The following is a 15594-nucleotide window of genomic DNA, read 5'->3' as shown; positions in this document are numbered from 1 at the left end:
CGCTCACCGGGTGACGGCCTTGCCCGGGTACGCCCGGGACGGCCCGGCCGTGTTGTGTGGGACCGTTGTCTAATACAGGATCAGCAGGGCACTCGGAAGGAGCCCGACATCACCAGCGAACTCCCGCGTGTCGCGGCGGTGACCCGGCCGCACCGGGGGACCGGCCTGACCGGTCCCTCCGCCGCGCCGTATCCGCAGGGCGGGCTCGGGCCCCACCCCAACCTACCGCCCGGCGAACGGCTGCGGGTGCTGCTGGTCGAGGACGACGAGGGCGACGCCTTCCTGGTCGGGGAACTGCTCGCCGAGACGAACTCGATGATCGACCTGCTCGTCGCCACCAGCCTCAGCGAGGCCCGGCAGCGGATCGCCGGGGTGGACTGCGTCCTGCTCGACCTCGGGCTGCCCGACGCGCAGGGCCTGGACGGGCTGCGCCGGGTGCTGGAACTGTCCAGCGGTGCCGCGGTCTGCGTGCTGACCGGCCGCTCGGACGAGCACCTCGGCGTCGTCGCGGTCGCCGAGGGCGCCCAGGACTACCTGGTCAAGGGGCAGGTCGACGGCGTGCTGCTGAGTCGCGCACTGCGCTACGCGGTGGAGCGCAAGCGGGCCGACGAGAACGCCCGCCGGCTGCGCGAGGTCGAGCTGCGCCAGGCCGAGTCGGCCCGCCTCGAACGGGGCCTGCTGCCCCAGCCGCTGATGAACACCGACGAGGTGGCGGTGCACACCTTCTACCGGCCGGGCCGGCACGCCGCCCTGATCGGCGGGGACTTCTTCGACGTGGTGCAGACCCGCCCCGACCGGGTCGACCTGATCGTCGGCGACGTCTGCGGGCACGGGGTGGACGAGGCCGCCCTCGGCGTCGAACTGCGGGTGGCCTGGCGGGCGCTGATCCTCGCCGGGGTCCCCGACGACGAGGTGCTGCCCGCCCTGGAACAGGTGCTGATGAGTGAGCGCCGGCTCCAGGAGATCTTCGCCACCGTGGCCACCGCCCGGCTCGACCTGGCCGACAACCGGGCCACCGTCCGGCTGGCCGGCCATCCGCCGCCGCTGCTGCTCTCCGCCGGCAAGGTCGCGCCGGTCCCGGCCCCCGGCGGCCTGCTGCTCGGCGTACGACCTCGCCGCCCCGTCGCGTTCGACCTGGAGTTCGCCACCGATGACTGGTCCCTGTTGATGTACACCGACGGCCTGATCGAGGGGCGGGTGGGCGACGGCGACGACCGGCTGGACGTCCCCGGGCTGACCGGCCTGCTGGAGGATCGCGCCAACCACGCCGTGCCGCTGTCCGAGCTGCCCGCCTGGCTGGTCGGCCGGGCCGAGCAGATCAACGGCGGTCCGCTCGCCGACGACGTGGCCATGCTGCTGGTCAGCCGGGGCGGTGGCCGGTGAACACGTACCGCCAGGGATGGACCCTGCGCCGCCGGGTGATCGCGCTGCTGGCGCTGGCCGGCGTGCTGCTGGTCGGGCTGGCTGTCGCCGAGGCGGCGGTGGCGGCGAGGAACCGCGAGTACACCGAGGCGGTGCTCACCAAGACCGGCCCGCTGCGGGTGCAGGGGCAGGAACTGCTCAACGCGCTGCTCGACCAGGAGACCGGGATCCGTGGCTACGCGGTCAGCGGTGACCGCGCCGACCTCGCCCCATACGAGAGGGGCGTCCAGCAGGAGCGGGACGTCGCCGACAACATCATGGAGCTGAGCGGCGACTTCCCCGAGGTACGCGCCGACCTGCGCGTCGCCCAGCAACAGGCGGACGCCTGGCGACAGGCGGTGGCCCAGCCGGTGATCACCACCACCGAGCGCAGCGGCACCACCGCCGGTCAGGCGCTCATCACCGACCAGGCCCGGCAGCAGTTCGACCAGGTCCGGGCGGCGGTGGGCGACCTCCAGACGGCGATCCTCACCGAACGCGAGAAGAGTGCCCGGAACATCGAGCGCACCGGCAACCTGCTGGTGGTGCTGCTGATCGTCGCGGCGGTGGTGTTCGTGGTCGCCGGCACGGTGATGCTGCTGTCCCTGGACCGGATGGTGATCCGGCCCTTGACCCGGCTGGCCCTCCAGGTGCGGGAGGTCGCCGCGGGCGACTACCAGCACCACATCGCCGGGTCCGGGCCGCCGGAGTTCCGCCGGCTCGCCGACGACGTCGACGTGATGCGGCAGAAGATCGCCAAGGATCTCGACGAGGTACGGGCCGCCCGGGAGAACATCGAGTGGGTCAACAGCCAGCTCCAGAAGCAGGCCGAGGAGCTGACCCGGTCCAACCGTGACCTGGAGCAGTTCGCGTACGTCGCCTCGCACGACCTCCAGGAGCCGCTGCGCAAGGTGGCCAGCTTCTGCCAGCTCCTCCAGCGCCGCTACGCCGGCCGGCTCGACGAGCGGGCCGACCAGTACATCGCGTTCGCGGTCGACGGGGCGCAGCGGATGCAGCGCCTGATCAACGATCTGCTGGCCTTCTCCCGGATCGGCCGGCTCACCACCGGCTTCGTCGACGTCGACCTGAACAAGGTGATGGGCGACGTGGCCAGCCAGACCGAGCCGGGCCGCCAGTACGCCGACGCGGAGCTGACCTGGGGCGAGCTGCCGGTGATCCGGGGCGAGGAGCCGCTGCTCACCAACCTGCTGGTCAACCTGGTCAGCAACTCGGTGAAGTTCCGCCGCCCGGACGTCCCGCCGACGGTGCACGTCTCGGCCCGGCTGGTCGACGGCGAGTGGGAGATCACCTGCCAGGACAACGGCATCGGCATCGAGGCCGAGTTCGCCGACAAGATCTTCGTGATCTTCCAGCGGTTGCACGCCAAGGACGCCTACCCGGGCACCGGGATCGGCCTGGCCATCGTCAAGAAGATCGTCGAGTACCACGGCGGCCGGGTCTGGGTGGACACCGACGTCGCCGAGGGGACCGCGATCCGGTTCACCCTCCCGGCCCGGCCGGCGGACGTCGAGGCGGCGAACTCGGCGGCCGTCGAGGACGCCGCCGAGGGCGGGGACGCCGGGGAGGCCCCCGCCGGTCCGGTCGAGGGCGACGACGCCCCGGCGGAGCGGTCGGCGCCGGTCGCTCGGCAGCCGGACGGCCCGGCCGACGAGGACCCGCCCGGCGGGCCGCCGGGGCACGGTACAACGGGTGGCATGAGGGAGACGGTGGGATGACCGCGCCGGCGGACGGCAAGAGCCCGATCGAGGTCCTGCTGGTCGAGGACGACCCGGGCGACGTGTTGATGACCCAGGAGGCGTTCGAGGAGCACAAGCTGCGCAACCGGCTGACCGTCGTCTCCGACGGCGCCGAGGCGCTGGCCTACCTGCGGCGCGAGGGCCGGTACGCGGACGCGGTGACCCCGGACCTGATCCTGCTCGACCTGAACCTGCCCCGCCGGGACGGCCGCGAGGTGCTGGAGGAGATCAAGGAGGACGAGCAGCTCCGCCGGATCCCGGTGGTGGTGCTGACCACCTCCCAGGCCGACGAGGACATCCTGCGCAGCTACCAGTTGCACGCCAACGCCTACGTGACCAAGCCGGTGGACTTCGAGCGTTTCATCTCGGTGGTCCGCCAGATCGACGAGTTCTTCGTCAGCGTGGTCAAGCTGCCGCCGCGTGGCTGACCGGCTGCTCGACGACGTCGGCACGCTGCTGCGGGACACCGCGGCCGACGTGGTGCTCCCGCTGTTCCGCCGGCTGGACGTCGCCGATGTCGCCGAGAAGGCCCCGGGTGACCTGGTCACCGTCGCCGACCAGCGGGCCGAGGAGCGGATCTCGGCGGAGCTGCGCCGACTGCTCCCCGGCTCCCTGGTGGTCGGCGAGGAGGCGGTGGCGGACGACCCGTCGCTGCTGCGCCACCTGCGCGACGGGGGTGACGTCTGGCTGGTCGACCCGGTCGACGGCACCGCGAACTTCGCCGCCGGCCGCCGGCCGTTCGCGCTGATGGTCGCGCTGCTGACCGACGGCGAGCCGGCCGCCTCGTGGGTGCTCGACCCGATGGCCGGGCTGCTGGCCGTGGCGCGGGCCGGCGACGGCACCCGGCTGGACGGCAAGCCCGTCCGCGCGGGCGGCGACGTCCCGCCGGACCTGCTGCGCGGCACCGCGATGACCCGGTTCCTGCCGGCGGCCACCCGGGACCGGGTGGCGGCGGGCGGGGGTCGGATCGGGGAGCTGCTGCCCGGTCAGCACTGCGCCGGCCGGGAGTACCTCGACCTGCTCACCGGTGACCAGCAGTTCGTCCTCTTCTGGCGGACCCTGCCCTGGGACCACGCCCCGGGGGTGCTGCTGGTCCGGGAGGCGGGTGGGGTGGCCCGGCGGTTCGACGGCACCGAGTACCACCCGGCCGGCGACGACCGGGGGCTGCTGGTCGCCGCGGACGAGCGGACCTGGCACGAGGTCCGCGACGCGCTGCTCGGCGACTGACCGCCCGCCGCGCCCGGTTCGCGGGGGTCGGCGGGGATCCGGCGCGGCGCTGTGTCATCGACCCGCGACACTGGGTCGACCACCGATGCCCGGCCGGATCGCGGGCCTGGTCAGCCGCCGCCGTTCCGGTATCGTGACCGGCGGTCTCCGCCCCCAGGCCGCCAACCGGGGCCGGCGGGACCGCCGCCGCACCGGTCGGCTGACCGGTCGGGCGTCGGCGGCAGAGGGAAGGACATCCGTCGTGCCCAGGACCAGCTTCATCCGGCCGCGCGTCCGTCGGCCGCTGACCGTGCTGCTCGCCACGGTGGCGCTGCTGCTCGGCGCCGGGGTGGCGCCCGCCGCGGCGGAGCCCGGCGAGGGCGGCACCAAGCAGCTCCGTGACGCGCTGGAGGCGGCGGCGAAGGGGCACATCGAGGCCAAGGCCAAGCTGGACAACTCCAAGCGGCGGCAGACCGCGCTGGTCGGCGAGCTGAAGGAGGTCGAGGGTCGGCTGGGCGCGTTGACCGCCCAGGTCGGCGAGGTGGCCGCGCAGTCGTACCGGGTGGGTCGGCTGACCCCGACGTCGATGCTGCTGAACACGGCCAACCCGGAGGGCTTCCTCAAGCGCGCCGCCGACCTGGACCTGATGGCCCAGCGGGACAGCAAGCAGCTCCGCGCGCTCGCCGAGGCGCGGCAGACCGCCGCCGAGGCCAAGCTCGCCATCGACGCCGAGGTGCGCGAGCAGCAGAAGCAGCTCGCGACGCTGGCGAAGAAGAAGCGGGACGCCGAGCGCGCGCTGGCCACCGTCAGCTCGGGCAGCAGCGCCGGCTTCAGCGGCGGGTCGAGTTCGGCGAAGCCGGCCCCGCGCAACTCCGACGGGTCGTGGCCGTCCGAGTCGTGTTCGGTGAACGACCCGACCACCTCCGGCTGCATCACCCCGCGCACCCTGCACGCGATGCAGCAGGCCAAGGCCGCCGGCTACAAGCGGTTCGTGTCCTGCTACCGCAGCGGCGGTGGTGGCGAGCACCCCAAGGGCCGGGCCTGCGACTTCGCCGCCGCCACCAACGGCTTCGAGGACAAGACGGCCACCGGCGGGGACAAGGCGTACGGCGACAGCCTGGCCAACTACTACAAGAACAACGCCAACCGGCTCGGCGTGCTCTACGTGATCTGGTACCGGCAGATCTGGATGCCGAACACCGGCTGGCGGTCGTACAGCGGGTCGGGCAGTCCGGCCGCCGACCACACGAACCATGTTCATCTTTCGATGTACTGACCGTCCGGTCCAGGAACGGGACGTAGCATCGCGACGGTGAGCAGCTCATCGTCCGACGTCCTGGTCGGTGCGGCGCCCGGTGCGCCGGCCGCCCCCCGCGCGCTGCCCCACGGGCTCGCCGCGTTCCTGGTCTTCTTCTCCAGCGGCGCCGTGCTGGTGCTGGAGACGGTCTCGCTCCGCCTGGTCGGCCCGTACGTCGGGGTGACCCTCCAGGTGACCAGCTCGGTGATCGGCGTCGCGCTGGCCGCCATCGCGTACGGGGCGTGGACGGGTGGCTGGCTGGCCGACCGGCGGGACCCGCGCGGCCTGCTCGCGCCGGCGCTGGTGCTCGCCGGCATCGCCGCCGCGGTCACCCTCCCGGTGGTCCGGTACGCCGGTGAGCTGCTGCGCGGTGGTGCGGTCAGCGGCATCCTGCTGCTCACCGCGCTGGCCGTGTTCGTGCCGGCGGCGCTGCTCTCGGCGGTCACCCCGCTGGTGGTGAAGCTCCAACTGGCCGACCTGCGCCGCACCGGGCAGGTGGTGGGCCGGCTCTCCGGCATCGGCACCCTCGGCGGCATCACCGCCACCCTGGTCACCGGGTTCGTGCTGGTGGCCGCGCTGCCCAGCACGGTGATCCTGATCGCGCTGGCGGCCCTGCTCGGGGTGACCGGCCTGGCACTCGGGGTCTACCTGCGCCGGCAGCAGGGGGCGGGGCTGCCCGGTCCGGCCCGGACGAAGGCCACCCTGGCGGTGCTCGGGCTGGTCGCGGCGGGGCTGAGCGCGGTCGCGCCGAACCCGTGCGACGTGGAGACGGCGTACCACTGCGCCCGGGTGGAGACCGACCCGTCCCGGGCCGGCGGGCGTACGCTCTACCTCAACTCGGCCCAGCACTCGTACGTCGACCTGAACGACCCGACGCACCTGGAGTACGCGTACACCCGGTGGATCGGCGCGGTCGCCGACGTGCTGGCGCCGCCGGGGCAGCGGCTGGACGCGCTGCACCTGGGCGGGGGCGGCTTCACCATGCCTCGCTACCTGAGCGCCACCCGACCGGGCACCGACAACGTGGTCTTCGAGATCGACGGCGAACTGGTCGACCTGGACCGGCGGGAGTTGGGCGTCCGGCCGGGGCCGGGGCTGCGGGCGGTGGTGGGGGACGCCCGGATGCTGGTCGGCGGCGAACCGGCCGACAGCCGTGACCTGGTCGTCGGGGACGCCTTCGGACACCTGGTGGTGCCCTGGCACCTGGCCACCCGGGAGATGGCCGCCGAGGTGGGCCGGGTGCTGCGGCCCGGTGGGATCTACGTGCAGAACGTCATCGACTACCCGCCGGGCCGGTTCATCCGGGCCGAGCTGGCCACGGTGGCCGCCGAGTTCCGCAACGTGGCGCTGATCGCGCCGCCGGCGGCGATCGCCGGCCGGACCGGCAGCAACTTCCTCATCGTCGCCTCGGACGCGCCACTGCCGCTGGACGCGTTGCGTACCCGGCTGGGCACCGTGTCGGCGGTGCCGGACCTGCTCGCCGACGCGGAGCTGGCCGGCTTCGTCGACGACGCGCTGGTGCTGACCGACGACTACGCGCCGGTGGACCAACTGCTGGCGACCGCCTGAACGGGTGACTTTCCTGACCGATTACGACCATCCAGGTGTAGCCGGCCCCCACCCGGGCAACACGGTCGACCATGGGTGGAGGAGTCCAGAACGGGGCCCAGCTCCTCGGTGAGCGGTACCGGCTGATCGAGCAGCTCGGCGCGGGCGGCATGTCCGTGGTGTGGCGCGGCTACGACGAGGTGCTCGGCCGGCAGGTCGCGGTGAAGGTGCTCGCCTCCCGGCTGGCCAGCGACCGGGCCTTCCGGCACCGGATCCGGATCGAGGCGCAGTCCGCCGCGCGGCTCTGCCACCCCAACATCACCAACGTGTACGACTACGGCGAGTCCGAGCAGGTCGGGCTGACCGTGCCGTACGTCGTGATGGAGTTGGTCGACGGCGGCCCGCTGACCGCGCGGCTCGGCCGCGACGGGCGGCTGCCCTGGCGGGAGGCGGTGACCATCGGCGCGGAGGTGACCTCGGCGCTGGCCACCGCGCACGCCCGTGGCGTGGTCCACCGGGACGTCACCCCGGGCAACGTCATGCTGACCACGACCGGGGTGAAGGTGGTCGACTTCGGCATCTCCGCGCTGGTCGGGGAGAGCGAGAAGGGACCCGACGGCACGCTGCTCGGCACCCCCGCCTACCTCGCCCCGGAGCGGCTCGACAACGGGCAGGTCTGTCCGGCCACCGACGTGTACGCCGTCGGGCTGCTGCTCTACCGGATGCTCACCGGCCGGCTGCCCTGGCAGGCCAGCACCACCACCGAGATGCTGCGGGCGCACCTGTACAACGACCCGGAGCCGATGCCCACCGTGCCGGGGCTCCCCGACGAGGTGGTCGAACTGGTCGGCCGGTGCCTGGCCAAGCGCCCCGAGGACCGGCCGGCGACCACCGAACTGGCCCGTACGCTCGCCGGCGCGGCCGGGATGATCGCGGCGGTGCCGGTCTCCCCGGCAGCCGGCGCGCTCGACCCGACCCTGCCCGCCAACGCCGGCACCACGATCCTGCCCTGGTCGGCCGACACCGACGCGCTGCCCTTCTCCGGCCGGACCCGGACCCGTCGGGCGACGTCGCGCCGGCGCAGGGTCGAGGCCGGGGTGGCCGCCGCCGGCCTGGTCGCGGTGACCGCGACGCTGTGGGGGGTGACCTCGCGCAGCCCGGCCAGCGGCGGGGTGGACCGGCCCGTCGAGGCCCGGATGGGGCTGACCGAACCCGCCCCCTGCGAGGTCGAGTACGCGCTGCGCAGCGACTCCGGCAAGGACTTCGCCGCCCAGCTCACGCTGACCAACACCGGGCCCCGGGAGTTGCGCGACTGGACCATGAGCTTCGCCTTCCCCGGCCAGCAGACCGTCACCAGGGCCGACCCCCCGGTACGCCAGGAGGGGCGGACGGTGCGGGTCGCCCCGGCCGCCGGCCGGGACGTGCTGGCGCCGGGCGCGTCGGAGAAGTTCTCGCTGACCGGCCGGTACACCGGTGGCAACCCGCTGCCGGTGGAGTTCAGCCTCGGCGAGGCCGACTGCGGGGTGCGGGTGTCCGGGGTGGCCGGCACCGCCCCGGTGGTGAAGCCCCCGGCGAAGACCCCCGCGAAGCCGGCGGCGAAGACGTCCGGCGGGGGCGGGTCCAGTACCTCCGGCGCGGCCAAGTCGAGCGGCTCGGCGAAGTCGAAGCCGAAGCCGAAGGCCGCGAAGCCCGGCACGGTCAAGGGGGCGGGTGCGGGCAAGGGAAAAGCGGCAAAGTGACGGGGAAGGGCGGCGGCCAGGGCGTGGGCCAGGGCCGGCCGGGCGAGCGCTAAGACGCGGGCCGGGGCGGCGGGGCTGATCGTCAGCGCAGCGCCGCGAACCGTTGCACCTGGGCGATCCCGCCCTCCACGATCAGGACGCTGCCCGCGTCCAGGACGGTGTCCTGGTCGGCGTACCGGAAGCGTTCCCCGGCCGGTTTGGCGCCGACCACCACCACCCCGTAACGCTCGTCCAGCGCCAGTTCGCGCAGCGGCCGGCCGACCAGCGGCGGCGGCACCGGCACCTTGGCGATCGCGAAGTCCTCGTCGAACTCGATGAAGTCGAGCATCCGGCTGACGATCAGGTGCGCCACCCGTTCCCCGGTCTCCGCCTCGGGGAAGACCACGTGGTGCGCCCCGACCGAGGCCAGGATCTTCGCGTGCTTCTCCGAGGTGGCCCGGGCCCAGATCTGCGGGACGCCCACCTCGGCCAACGCCAGTACGGTCAGCACGCTGGCGTCCACCGAGGTGCCGATGGCGACCACCACCCGGCGGAAGTCGGCGATGCCGAGCTGCCGCAGCGCCGTCTCCTCGGTGGCGTCGGCCTGCACCACCTGGTCCAGCGTCGCCGCCCAGCGTTGCACCTGGTCGCCGTCGCGGTCCACGGCGAGCACCTGGTGGCCGAGCCGGGTCAACGCCCCGGCCAGGTGCCGGCCGAACCGGCCCAGCCCGATCACGGCGATGTCGCCGTCGCCCTCACCTCTAGCCGACAACGGGTTGCTCCTTCGGATAGCGGTACAGCCGGTGCCGGGTGTTCAACGCGATCGCCGAGCCGAGGGTGAGCGGCCCCACCCGTCCGATGTACATCAGCGCGGTCAGCATGAGCTGGCCGACCTCGGGCAGCCGGGAGGTGAGCCCGACGGTGAGCCCGGTGGTGCTGAACGCGGAGGTCACCTCGAACAGCGACTCGTAGAAGAGGACGTGCTCGGTCAGCGCGATCACGCCGATCGTGCCGACGGCCACCAGCGCGACGCTGAGCAGGGCCACGGTCAGCGCCTGACGCTGGCTCGACGCGGCGATCCGGCGTCGGCCCACGATGACGTCCGGCTCGCCGCGCAGCTCCGCCCAGATGACGAAGGCGAGCAGGAAGAACGTGGACACCTTGATGCCGCCGGCGGTGCTGGCACTGCCACCGCCGATGAACATCAGGACGATGAGCAGCGGGTAGCTCTCCTCGCTCAGCCGGCCCACGTTGATCACGTCGAAGCCGCCGGTACGGCTCAGCGCGATCTGGGAGAACGAGGCGAGCACCTTGCCGGGCATGTCGAAGGTGCCGATGGTGAGCGGGTTGCCCCACTCGGCGACGAGCAGGCCGACGAACCCGGCGGCCAGCAGCACCACGCTGCCCCAGATGGTCAGCTTGGTGGCGACCGCCCAGCGGACCGGCCGCCGCCACTGCCGGACCGCCTCGAAGAGTGCCGGGAAACCCAGCCCGCCGACGATCGCGCCGAGGGCCAACGGCAGCGACACCCACGGGTCGCGGGAGAAACCGACCAGCCCGTCCGAGTAGAGGGCGAAGCCGCCGTTGTTGAACGCCTGGACGGAGTGGAAGGTGCCGTACCAGAGCGCCCGGCCCGGTGGGTAGTGGTAGGCCAGCCAGAGTCGGCCGGTGACCACCAGCGTCATCAGCACCTCGCAGCCGAACACCGTGCCGGCGATGCGGATCAGCAGGCGGCGGATGTTCCCGGTGCCGTACTCGGCGGTCTCGGCCTGCACCAGCAGCCGGTTGCGCAGCCCGAGCTGCCGGGTGACGGCCAGGCTGACCAGGGCCGCGCCGGTCAGGATGCCCAGGCCGCCGAGCTGGGTCAGCACCGTGATCATCACCAGCCCGAAGCCGTTCCAGTAGTTCGGCGTGTCGGTGACCGCCATGCCGGTGACCGACACCGCCGAGGTGGCGGTGAACAGCGCGGTGACCAGCGGGGTGTAGTGGTGGGCGCTGGTGGCCCAGGGCAGCATCAGCAGGCCGGTGCCGATCGCGATCGCCACCAGGAAGCCGAACGGCACCAGCCGGACGGGGTGACGGAGGAACCGGCGCACCAGACAATCTTGTCGATTCGGGACTGATCCGGTTGGTGAATCGCGTATCCCGCAGGGTTCACCTGTCGGCCAGCCGCCGACCAACTGACGGTCAGTCGGGACCGGTCTGCTGAGGCGACCCATCGACGAAGGAGACCGCGTTGCGACGTACCCTTTCCGCCCTCGGCGTGGCCGGCGCCCTGCTCGCCGTGGCCGTCGCCGTGCCCGGCGCGGCCTCGGCCCGCGAGGACGACGCGGACCGGGCCGACCGGGCCGACCGGGCCACCCACCGGCCTCTGGTGATCGGCCACCGTGGCGCCAGCGGCTACCGGCCGGAGCACACCCTGGAGGCGTACCGGCTGGCGATCCGGATGGGAGCCGACTACATCGAGCCGGACCTGGTCTCGACGAAGGACCGGGTGCTGGTCGCCCGGCACGAGAACGAGATCTCCGGTACAACCGACGTGGCGGCCCGGCCGGAGTTCGCCGCCCGCAAGGCCACCAAGACCATCGACGGGGTGCCGGTCACCGGCTGGTTCACCGAGGACTTCACCCTAGCCGAGCTGAAGACGCTGCGGGCCAAGGAGCGGCTGCCCCAGGTACGGGTGGCGAACACCGCCTTCGACGGCAGGTTCGAGGTGCCCACCTTCCAGGAGGTGCTGGACCTGGCCCGGGTCGAGTCGAAGAACCGGGACCGGACCATCGGGGTCTACCCGGAGACCAAGCACCCCAGCTACTTCGCCTCGATCGGGCTGCCGCTGGAGGAGCCGCTGGTCGCGGTGCTGCGCAAGAACAAGCTGACCCACCGGCACGACGCCGTGTTCATCCAGTCCTTCGAGACCGCCAACCTGCGCAAGCTGGACCGGATGATCGACGTGCCGCTGGTGCAGCTCCTCGACGCCACCGGCCGTCCGTACGACTTCACCGTCGCCGGTGACCCCCGCACGTACGCCGACCTGGCCTCCGCCGCCGGCCTGCGCGGCATCGCCGGGTACGCCGACGGCGTCGGGCTGCACAAGAACCTGATCGTCCCCCGGGACGCCACCGGCCGGCTGCTCGCCCCGACCACGGTGATCCGGGACGCGCACCGGGAGAAGCTGCTCGTACACGCCTGGACGTTCCGCGCCGAGAACCAGTTCCTCCCCGCCGACTTCCGGATCGGCGCCGACCCGAACGCCCGCGGCGACATCACCGCCGAGTACGAACTCTTCCTCGGCCTCGGCCTGGACGGCGTCTTCACCGACCAGCCCGACACCGCCGTCGCGGCCCGCGCCGGACTCGGGAGCCCCGCCTCCCGCTGACCGTCACCCGCCCCCGCATGGCCAGCGCCCTCGGTCTCCCGCACGTCCCCGCTGCTCACCACCAGGTCGCTGGCCATGCCGAGGGCGGCCTTCCGTTGACCCCTGCCCCCACCACCCCGCCACCGTGTCGTCCGTTGCCCGCACCGGCCCCGCCACCGTGTCGTCCGTTGCCCGCACCGGCCCGGCTGGCCGGGCCTTCGGTTGCCCGTGCCGTGGGCTTCCCGTTGTCCGTGCCGGCCTCGCCGGCTGACTCTTCCCCTGATCCTTGCCCGCGCCGGTCCCGCCGCCCCGGCCTCGCCGGTCGGCGTTCCATGATCCACACCTTCTCGGCGATGTGGCGGTGTCCGGCTCACCCGGACACCGCCACATCGCCGTAATGGAGTAGAGGCCCGGCCCGGCCCGGGTCTCGGCTTTTGCGGGTCCTGGCCCTGCCGGGGACTCGGTGTCGGGGCTCGGGATTGCCCGGGTCGTGGTCTGTCGGGTCTTGGCCATGCCTGGGTCTTGGCCTGTCGGCGTTCGGTCTGCCTGGGGCTCGGCCTTGCCTGGGTTTGCCCCTGTCGGCGTTCGGTCTGCCTGGGGCCCGGCCGGGTCCAGGTTCCGGCCTGCCGGGGTTCCGTCTGCGCGAGTCTCGGTCTGCGCGAGTCTCGGGCTGCGCGAGTCTCGGGCTGCGCGAGTCTCGGGCTGCGCGGGGCCGGCCGTCCGCGTCGGATGGTGCCGTCCTGGCGGGGGTAGGTGGGCACCGCTGTGCTGGCCGACGCCGTGCACTGTGATGAGCGCCAAGATCGTGCTCGATCCTTGATGTAGTGGCCTCGGTGAGCGGGGAACACCACTACATCCAGGATCGAGCACGATCTTGCGGCTCAGACCTGCCCGACGAGCGTTGCCCGGAGCGCCCGCGCCGGCCCTCGGTCCCGGCCCGGCCCTCGCCCCCGGCCCCCGGCCCTCGGTCCCGGCCCCCGGCCCTCGGTCCCGGCCCCCGGCCCTCGGTCCCGGCCCCCGGCCCTCGGTCCCGGCCCTCGGTCCCGGCCCCCGGCCCCCGGCCCCCGGCCCTCGGTCCCGGCCCCCGGCCCCCGGTCCCGGCGCTGGCCCTGCGGCGATGGCTGTGGCGCGCTGAGGTGGCGATGGCGGGGTGCGACACAGCGGCGGGCCGGCCGGTGGGGGTGGGGGCCACTCCCGGCCCGGTCGTCCGTCGACCCGGGACGACGGTTGTTAACATCGGCCACCCCGTTGGTGTTACTTGTGTGTTGCCGCCACATAGCCCGTGGGTGATGTCACTTCTAGCGTGAGCCGACACATGCTTCCTGTCCTCACCTGGAGTCGCGATGACGGTCCGGCACACCCGGCGGGCGTTCCTCTCCGCCGCCACGATGATGGCCGCGGCGCTCGCCGCCACGGCCTGCGGCAGCCCGCAGGACACCGCCTCTGGCGGCGGTGACGCCGCCGCCCCGGTCAAGGTCGGCCTGGTCTACTCCCAGTCCGGCGCGCTGGCCAGCTACGGCAAGCAGTACATCGAAGGGTTCAAGGCCGGTCTCGACTACGCCACCAAGGGCACCGGCAAGGTCGGCGACCGCACCATCGAGCTGACCGAGGTCGACGACGCGGGCGACCCGGCCAAGGCGGTCTCCGCGGCCAAGGACCTGATCGGCAAGGGTGCGAAGATCATCGCCGGGTCGACCGCGTCCGGGGTGGCGCTCCAGGTCGCCCCGATCGCCGCCCAGAACAAGGTGCTCTTCGTCTCCGGCCCGGCCGCCACGGACGCGGTCACCGGCGCCAACAAGTACACGTTCCGCTCCGGCCGGCAGTCCTACCAGGACGTGGTGACCGCGAAGTCGTTCATCGGCGATCCCACCGGCAAGAAGGTCGTCGTCTTCGCCCAGGACGGCGCGTTCGGCGACGCCAACGAGGCCGCCGTGAAGGCCGTCATCGGCGGGGCCGGTGCCACCGTCAGCAGCGTCCGGGCGCCGGCCAGCGCCAGCGAGTTCACCCCGTTCGCCAGCCAGATCAAGGCCGCCAAGCCGGACCTGCTCTTCGTCGCCTGGGCCGGCACCACCGCCCCGGCCATGTGGCAGACCCTCGACCAGCAGGGCGTCCTCTCCTCCACCACGGTCGTCACCGGCCTGGACATCCGCGCCTCCTGGCCCACCTTCGGCGCCGCCGGCAGCAAGATCTCCTTCCTGTCGCACTACTTCGACGGGGCCAGCGACACCGAGGCCGCCAAGGCCGCCAAGGCGAAGATCCCCGGCGGGACGCTCGACCTGTTCCACCCGGACGGCTTCGCCGCCGCGCAGATGGTCGTCCGGGCGGTCCAGGAGGGCGGCGACGACGTCGACAAGATGATCAAGGCGCTCGAAGGCTGGACGTTCGACGGGGTCAAGGGCCCGATGACCATCCGCGCCGACGACCACGCCCTGCTCCAGCCGATGTACCAGGCGAAGCTCTCCGGCAGCGGCACCACGTTCACGGCCGCCGCGCAGAAGTCCCTGACCGGTGACGAGACCGCGCCGCCGGTCACCCAGATGAAGGGCTGATCCGTGCTCGCCACCCGCGGTCTGACCTGGCGGATCGGAGAGGTCGCCATCGTCGACGACGTACACCTCGACCTGGCGCCCGGGGAGTTCCTCGGCGTGATCGGGCCGAACGGCGCCGGCAAGACCTCCCTGTTCAACCTGATCACCGGCCTGCGCCGGCCCACCGAGGGACGCGTCCTGCTCGACGGCGAGGACGTCACCGTCCTCCCGCCGCACCGGCGGGCCCGGCTCGGGCTGGGCCGTACCTTCCAGGCGTCCTCGGTCTTCGGCTCGCTCACCGTCCGGGAGAACGTCCGGCTGGCCGTACAGGCGCACCGGGGTGGCTCGATGAAGCTGTGGCGGCGGGCGGCGGCCGACCGGGAGGTGGCCGCCGCCGCCGACGCGGCGCTCGACCGGGTCGGCCTGCACCACCGGGGTACGGCCCTCGCCGGCACCCTCGCCCACGGCGAGAAGCGCAAGCTGGAGATCGCCCTGCTGCTCGCCGGGGAACCCCGGGTGATGCTGCTCGACGAGCCGATGGCCGGGGTCAGCGCCGAGGACGTCCCCGAACTGGTCGGCGTGATCAGGTCGTTGACCGGCGACAGCGGCCGGGCGGTGCTGATGGTGGAGCACCACATGGACGTGATCCTGGAGCTGGCCGACCGGATCGCCGTGATGCACCACGGCGCCCTGCTGGCCTGCGACACCCCGGCGACGGTGATGGCCAACGCCACCGTCCAGGAGGCATACCTGGGGGAGTCCCTGTGAGTGCGAGGAGTGAGCC

General features: G+C 73.1%; 12 protein-coding genes. 10 read left to right on the top strand and 2 right to left on the bottom strand.

Translation table 11 applies throughout. From position 1 onward, the window contains the following. Nucleotides 1-138: 138 nt before the first annotated feature. From ACIQG9_RS07030 to ACIQG9_RS07000, 7 genes are all read left to right on the top strand, one after another. Nucleotides 139-1383 carry a PP2C family protein-serine/threonine phosphatase gene (locus tag ACIQG9_RS07030; protein WP_400398980.1) on the top strand — a complete coding sequence of 415 codons (1245 nt, stop codon included), beginning with the start codon at nucleotides 139-141 and terminating at the stop codon, nucleotides 1381-1383. After that, the gene (locus tag ACIQG9_RS07025) at nucleotides 1380-3137 is read left to right on the top strand and encodes an ATP-binding protein (RefSeq protein ID WP_400398979.1); all 1758 of its coding nucleotides are present in this window, start codon (nucleotides 1380-1382) and stop codon (nucleotides 3135-3137) included. The genes ACIQG9_RS07030 and ACIQG9_RS07025 overlap by 4 nt, the downstream gene beginning before the upstream one ends. Further along, complete coding sequence (locus ACIQG9_RS07020; RefSeq protein ID WP_400398978.1) at nucleotides 3134-3586, top strand: response regulator; 453 nt, start codon at nucleotides 3134-3136, stop codon at nucleotides 3584-3586. Before ACIQG9_RS07025 ends, ACIQG9_RS07020 begins: the two co-directional genes overlap by 4 nt. Then, entirely contained in the window at nucleotides 3579-4385 is an 807-nt protein-coding gene (locus tag ACIQG9_RS07015) for an inositol monophosphatase family protein (protein ID WP_400398977.1), read from the top strand. The genes ACIQG9_RS07020 and ACIQG9_RS07015 overlap by 8 nt, the downstream gene beginning before the upstream one ends. 241 nt (nucleotides 4386-4626) lie before the next feature. After that, entirely contained in the window at nucleotides 4627-5640 is a 1014-nt protein-coding gene (locus ACIQG9_RS07010; protein ID WP_400398976.1) for a coiled-coil domain-containing protein, read from the top strand. 36 nt (nucleotides 5641-5676) lie between these two features. Further along, a complete protein-coding gene (locus tag ACIQG9_RS07005) occupies nucleotides 5677-7230 on the top strand; it encodes a fused MFS/spermidine synthase (RefSeq protein ID WP_400398975.1) in 1554 nt (517 codons plus the stop codon). Between the two features lie 71 nt (nucleotides 7231-7301). Beyond that, nucleotides 7302-8948, top strand: a complete 1647-nt coding sequence (locus tag ACIQG9_RS07000; protein WP_400398974.1) for a protein kinase — start codon at nucleotides 7302-7304, stop codon at nucleotides 8946-8948. Nucleotides 8949-9030: 82 nt separating this feature from the next. Here the strand turns inward: ACIQG9_RS07000 and ACIQG9_RS06995 are convergent, their stop codons facing one another. Then, nucleotides 9031-9699 (bottom strand): potassium channel family protein, encoded by a 669-nt coding sequence (locus ACIQG9_RS06995; protein WP_400398973.1) that lies wholly within the window; start codon nucleotides 9697-9699, stop codon nucleotides 9031-9033. Next, the gene (locus ACIQG9_RS06990; RefSeq protein ID WP_400398972.1) at nucleotides 9689-11023 is read right to left on the bottom strand and encodes a TrkH family potassium uptake protein; all 1335 of its coding nucleotides are present in this window, start codon (nucleotides 11021-11023) and stop codon (nucleotides 9689-9691) included. Before ACIQG9_RS06990 ends, ACIQG9_RS06995 begins: the two co-directional genes overlap by 11 nt. Nucleotides 11024-11163: 140 nt before the next feature. Here ACIQG9_RS06990 and ACIQG9_RS06985 point away from each other — a divergent pair, with 140 nt between their 5' ends. The 3 genes from ACIQG9_RS06985 to ACIQG9_RS06975 all read left to right on the top strand — a co-directional run bounded on the left by ACIQG9_RS06985 (nucleotide 11164) and on the right by ACIQG9_RS06975 (nucleotide 15578). Next, on the top strand, nucleotides 11164-12303 hold the full coding sequence (locus ACIQG9_RS06985; RefSeq protein ID WP_400398971.1) for a glycerophosphodiester phosphodiesterase: 1140 nt from the start codon (nucleotides 11164-11166) through the stop codon (nucleotides 12301-12303). A 1322-nt stretch (nucleotides 12304-13625) separates the two neighbouring features. Then, nucleotides 13626-14831, top strand: a complete 1206-nt coding sequence (locus ACIQG9_RS06980) for a substrate-binding domain-containing protein (protein WP_400398970.1) — start codon at nucleotides 13626-13628, stop codon at nucleotides 14829-14831. A gap of 3 nt (nucleotides 14832-14834) precedes the next feature. After that, nucleotides 14835-15578 (top strand): ABC transporter ATP-binding protein, encoded by a 744-nt coding sequence (locus ACIQG9_RS06975; protein WP_400398969.1) that lies wholly within the window; start codon nucleotides 14835-14837, stop codon nucleotides 15576-15578. Nucleotides 15579-15594: the final 16 nt, after the last annotated feature.

The organism is Micromonospora sp. NPDC092111 (genome assembly GCF_044755745.1).
Classification (GTDB): Bacteria; Actinomycetota; Actinomycetes; order Mycobacteriales; family Micromonosporaceae; genus Micromonospora.
This window is presented reverse-complemented; position numbering and strand designations above follow the sequence as displayed.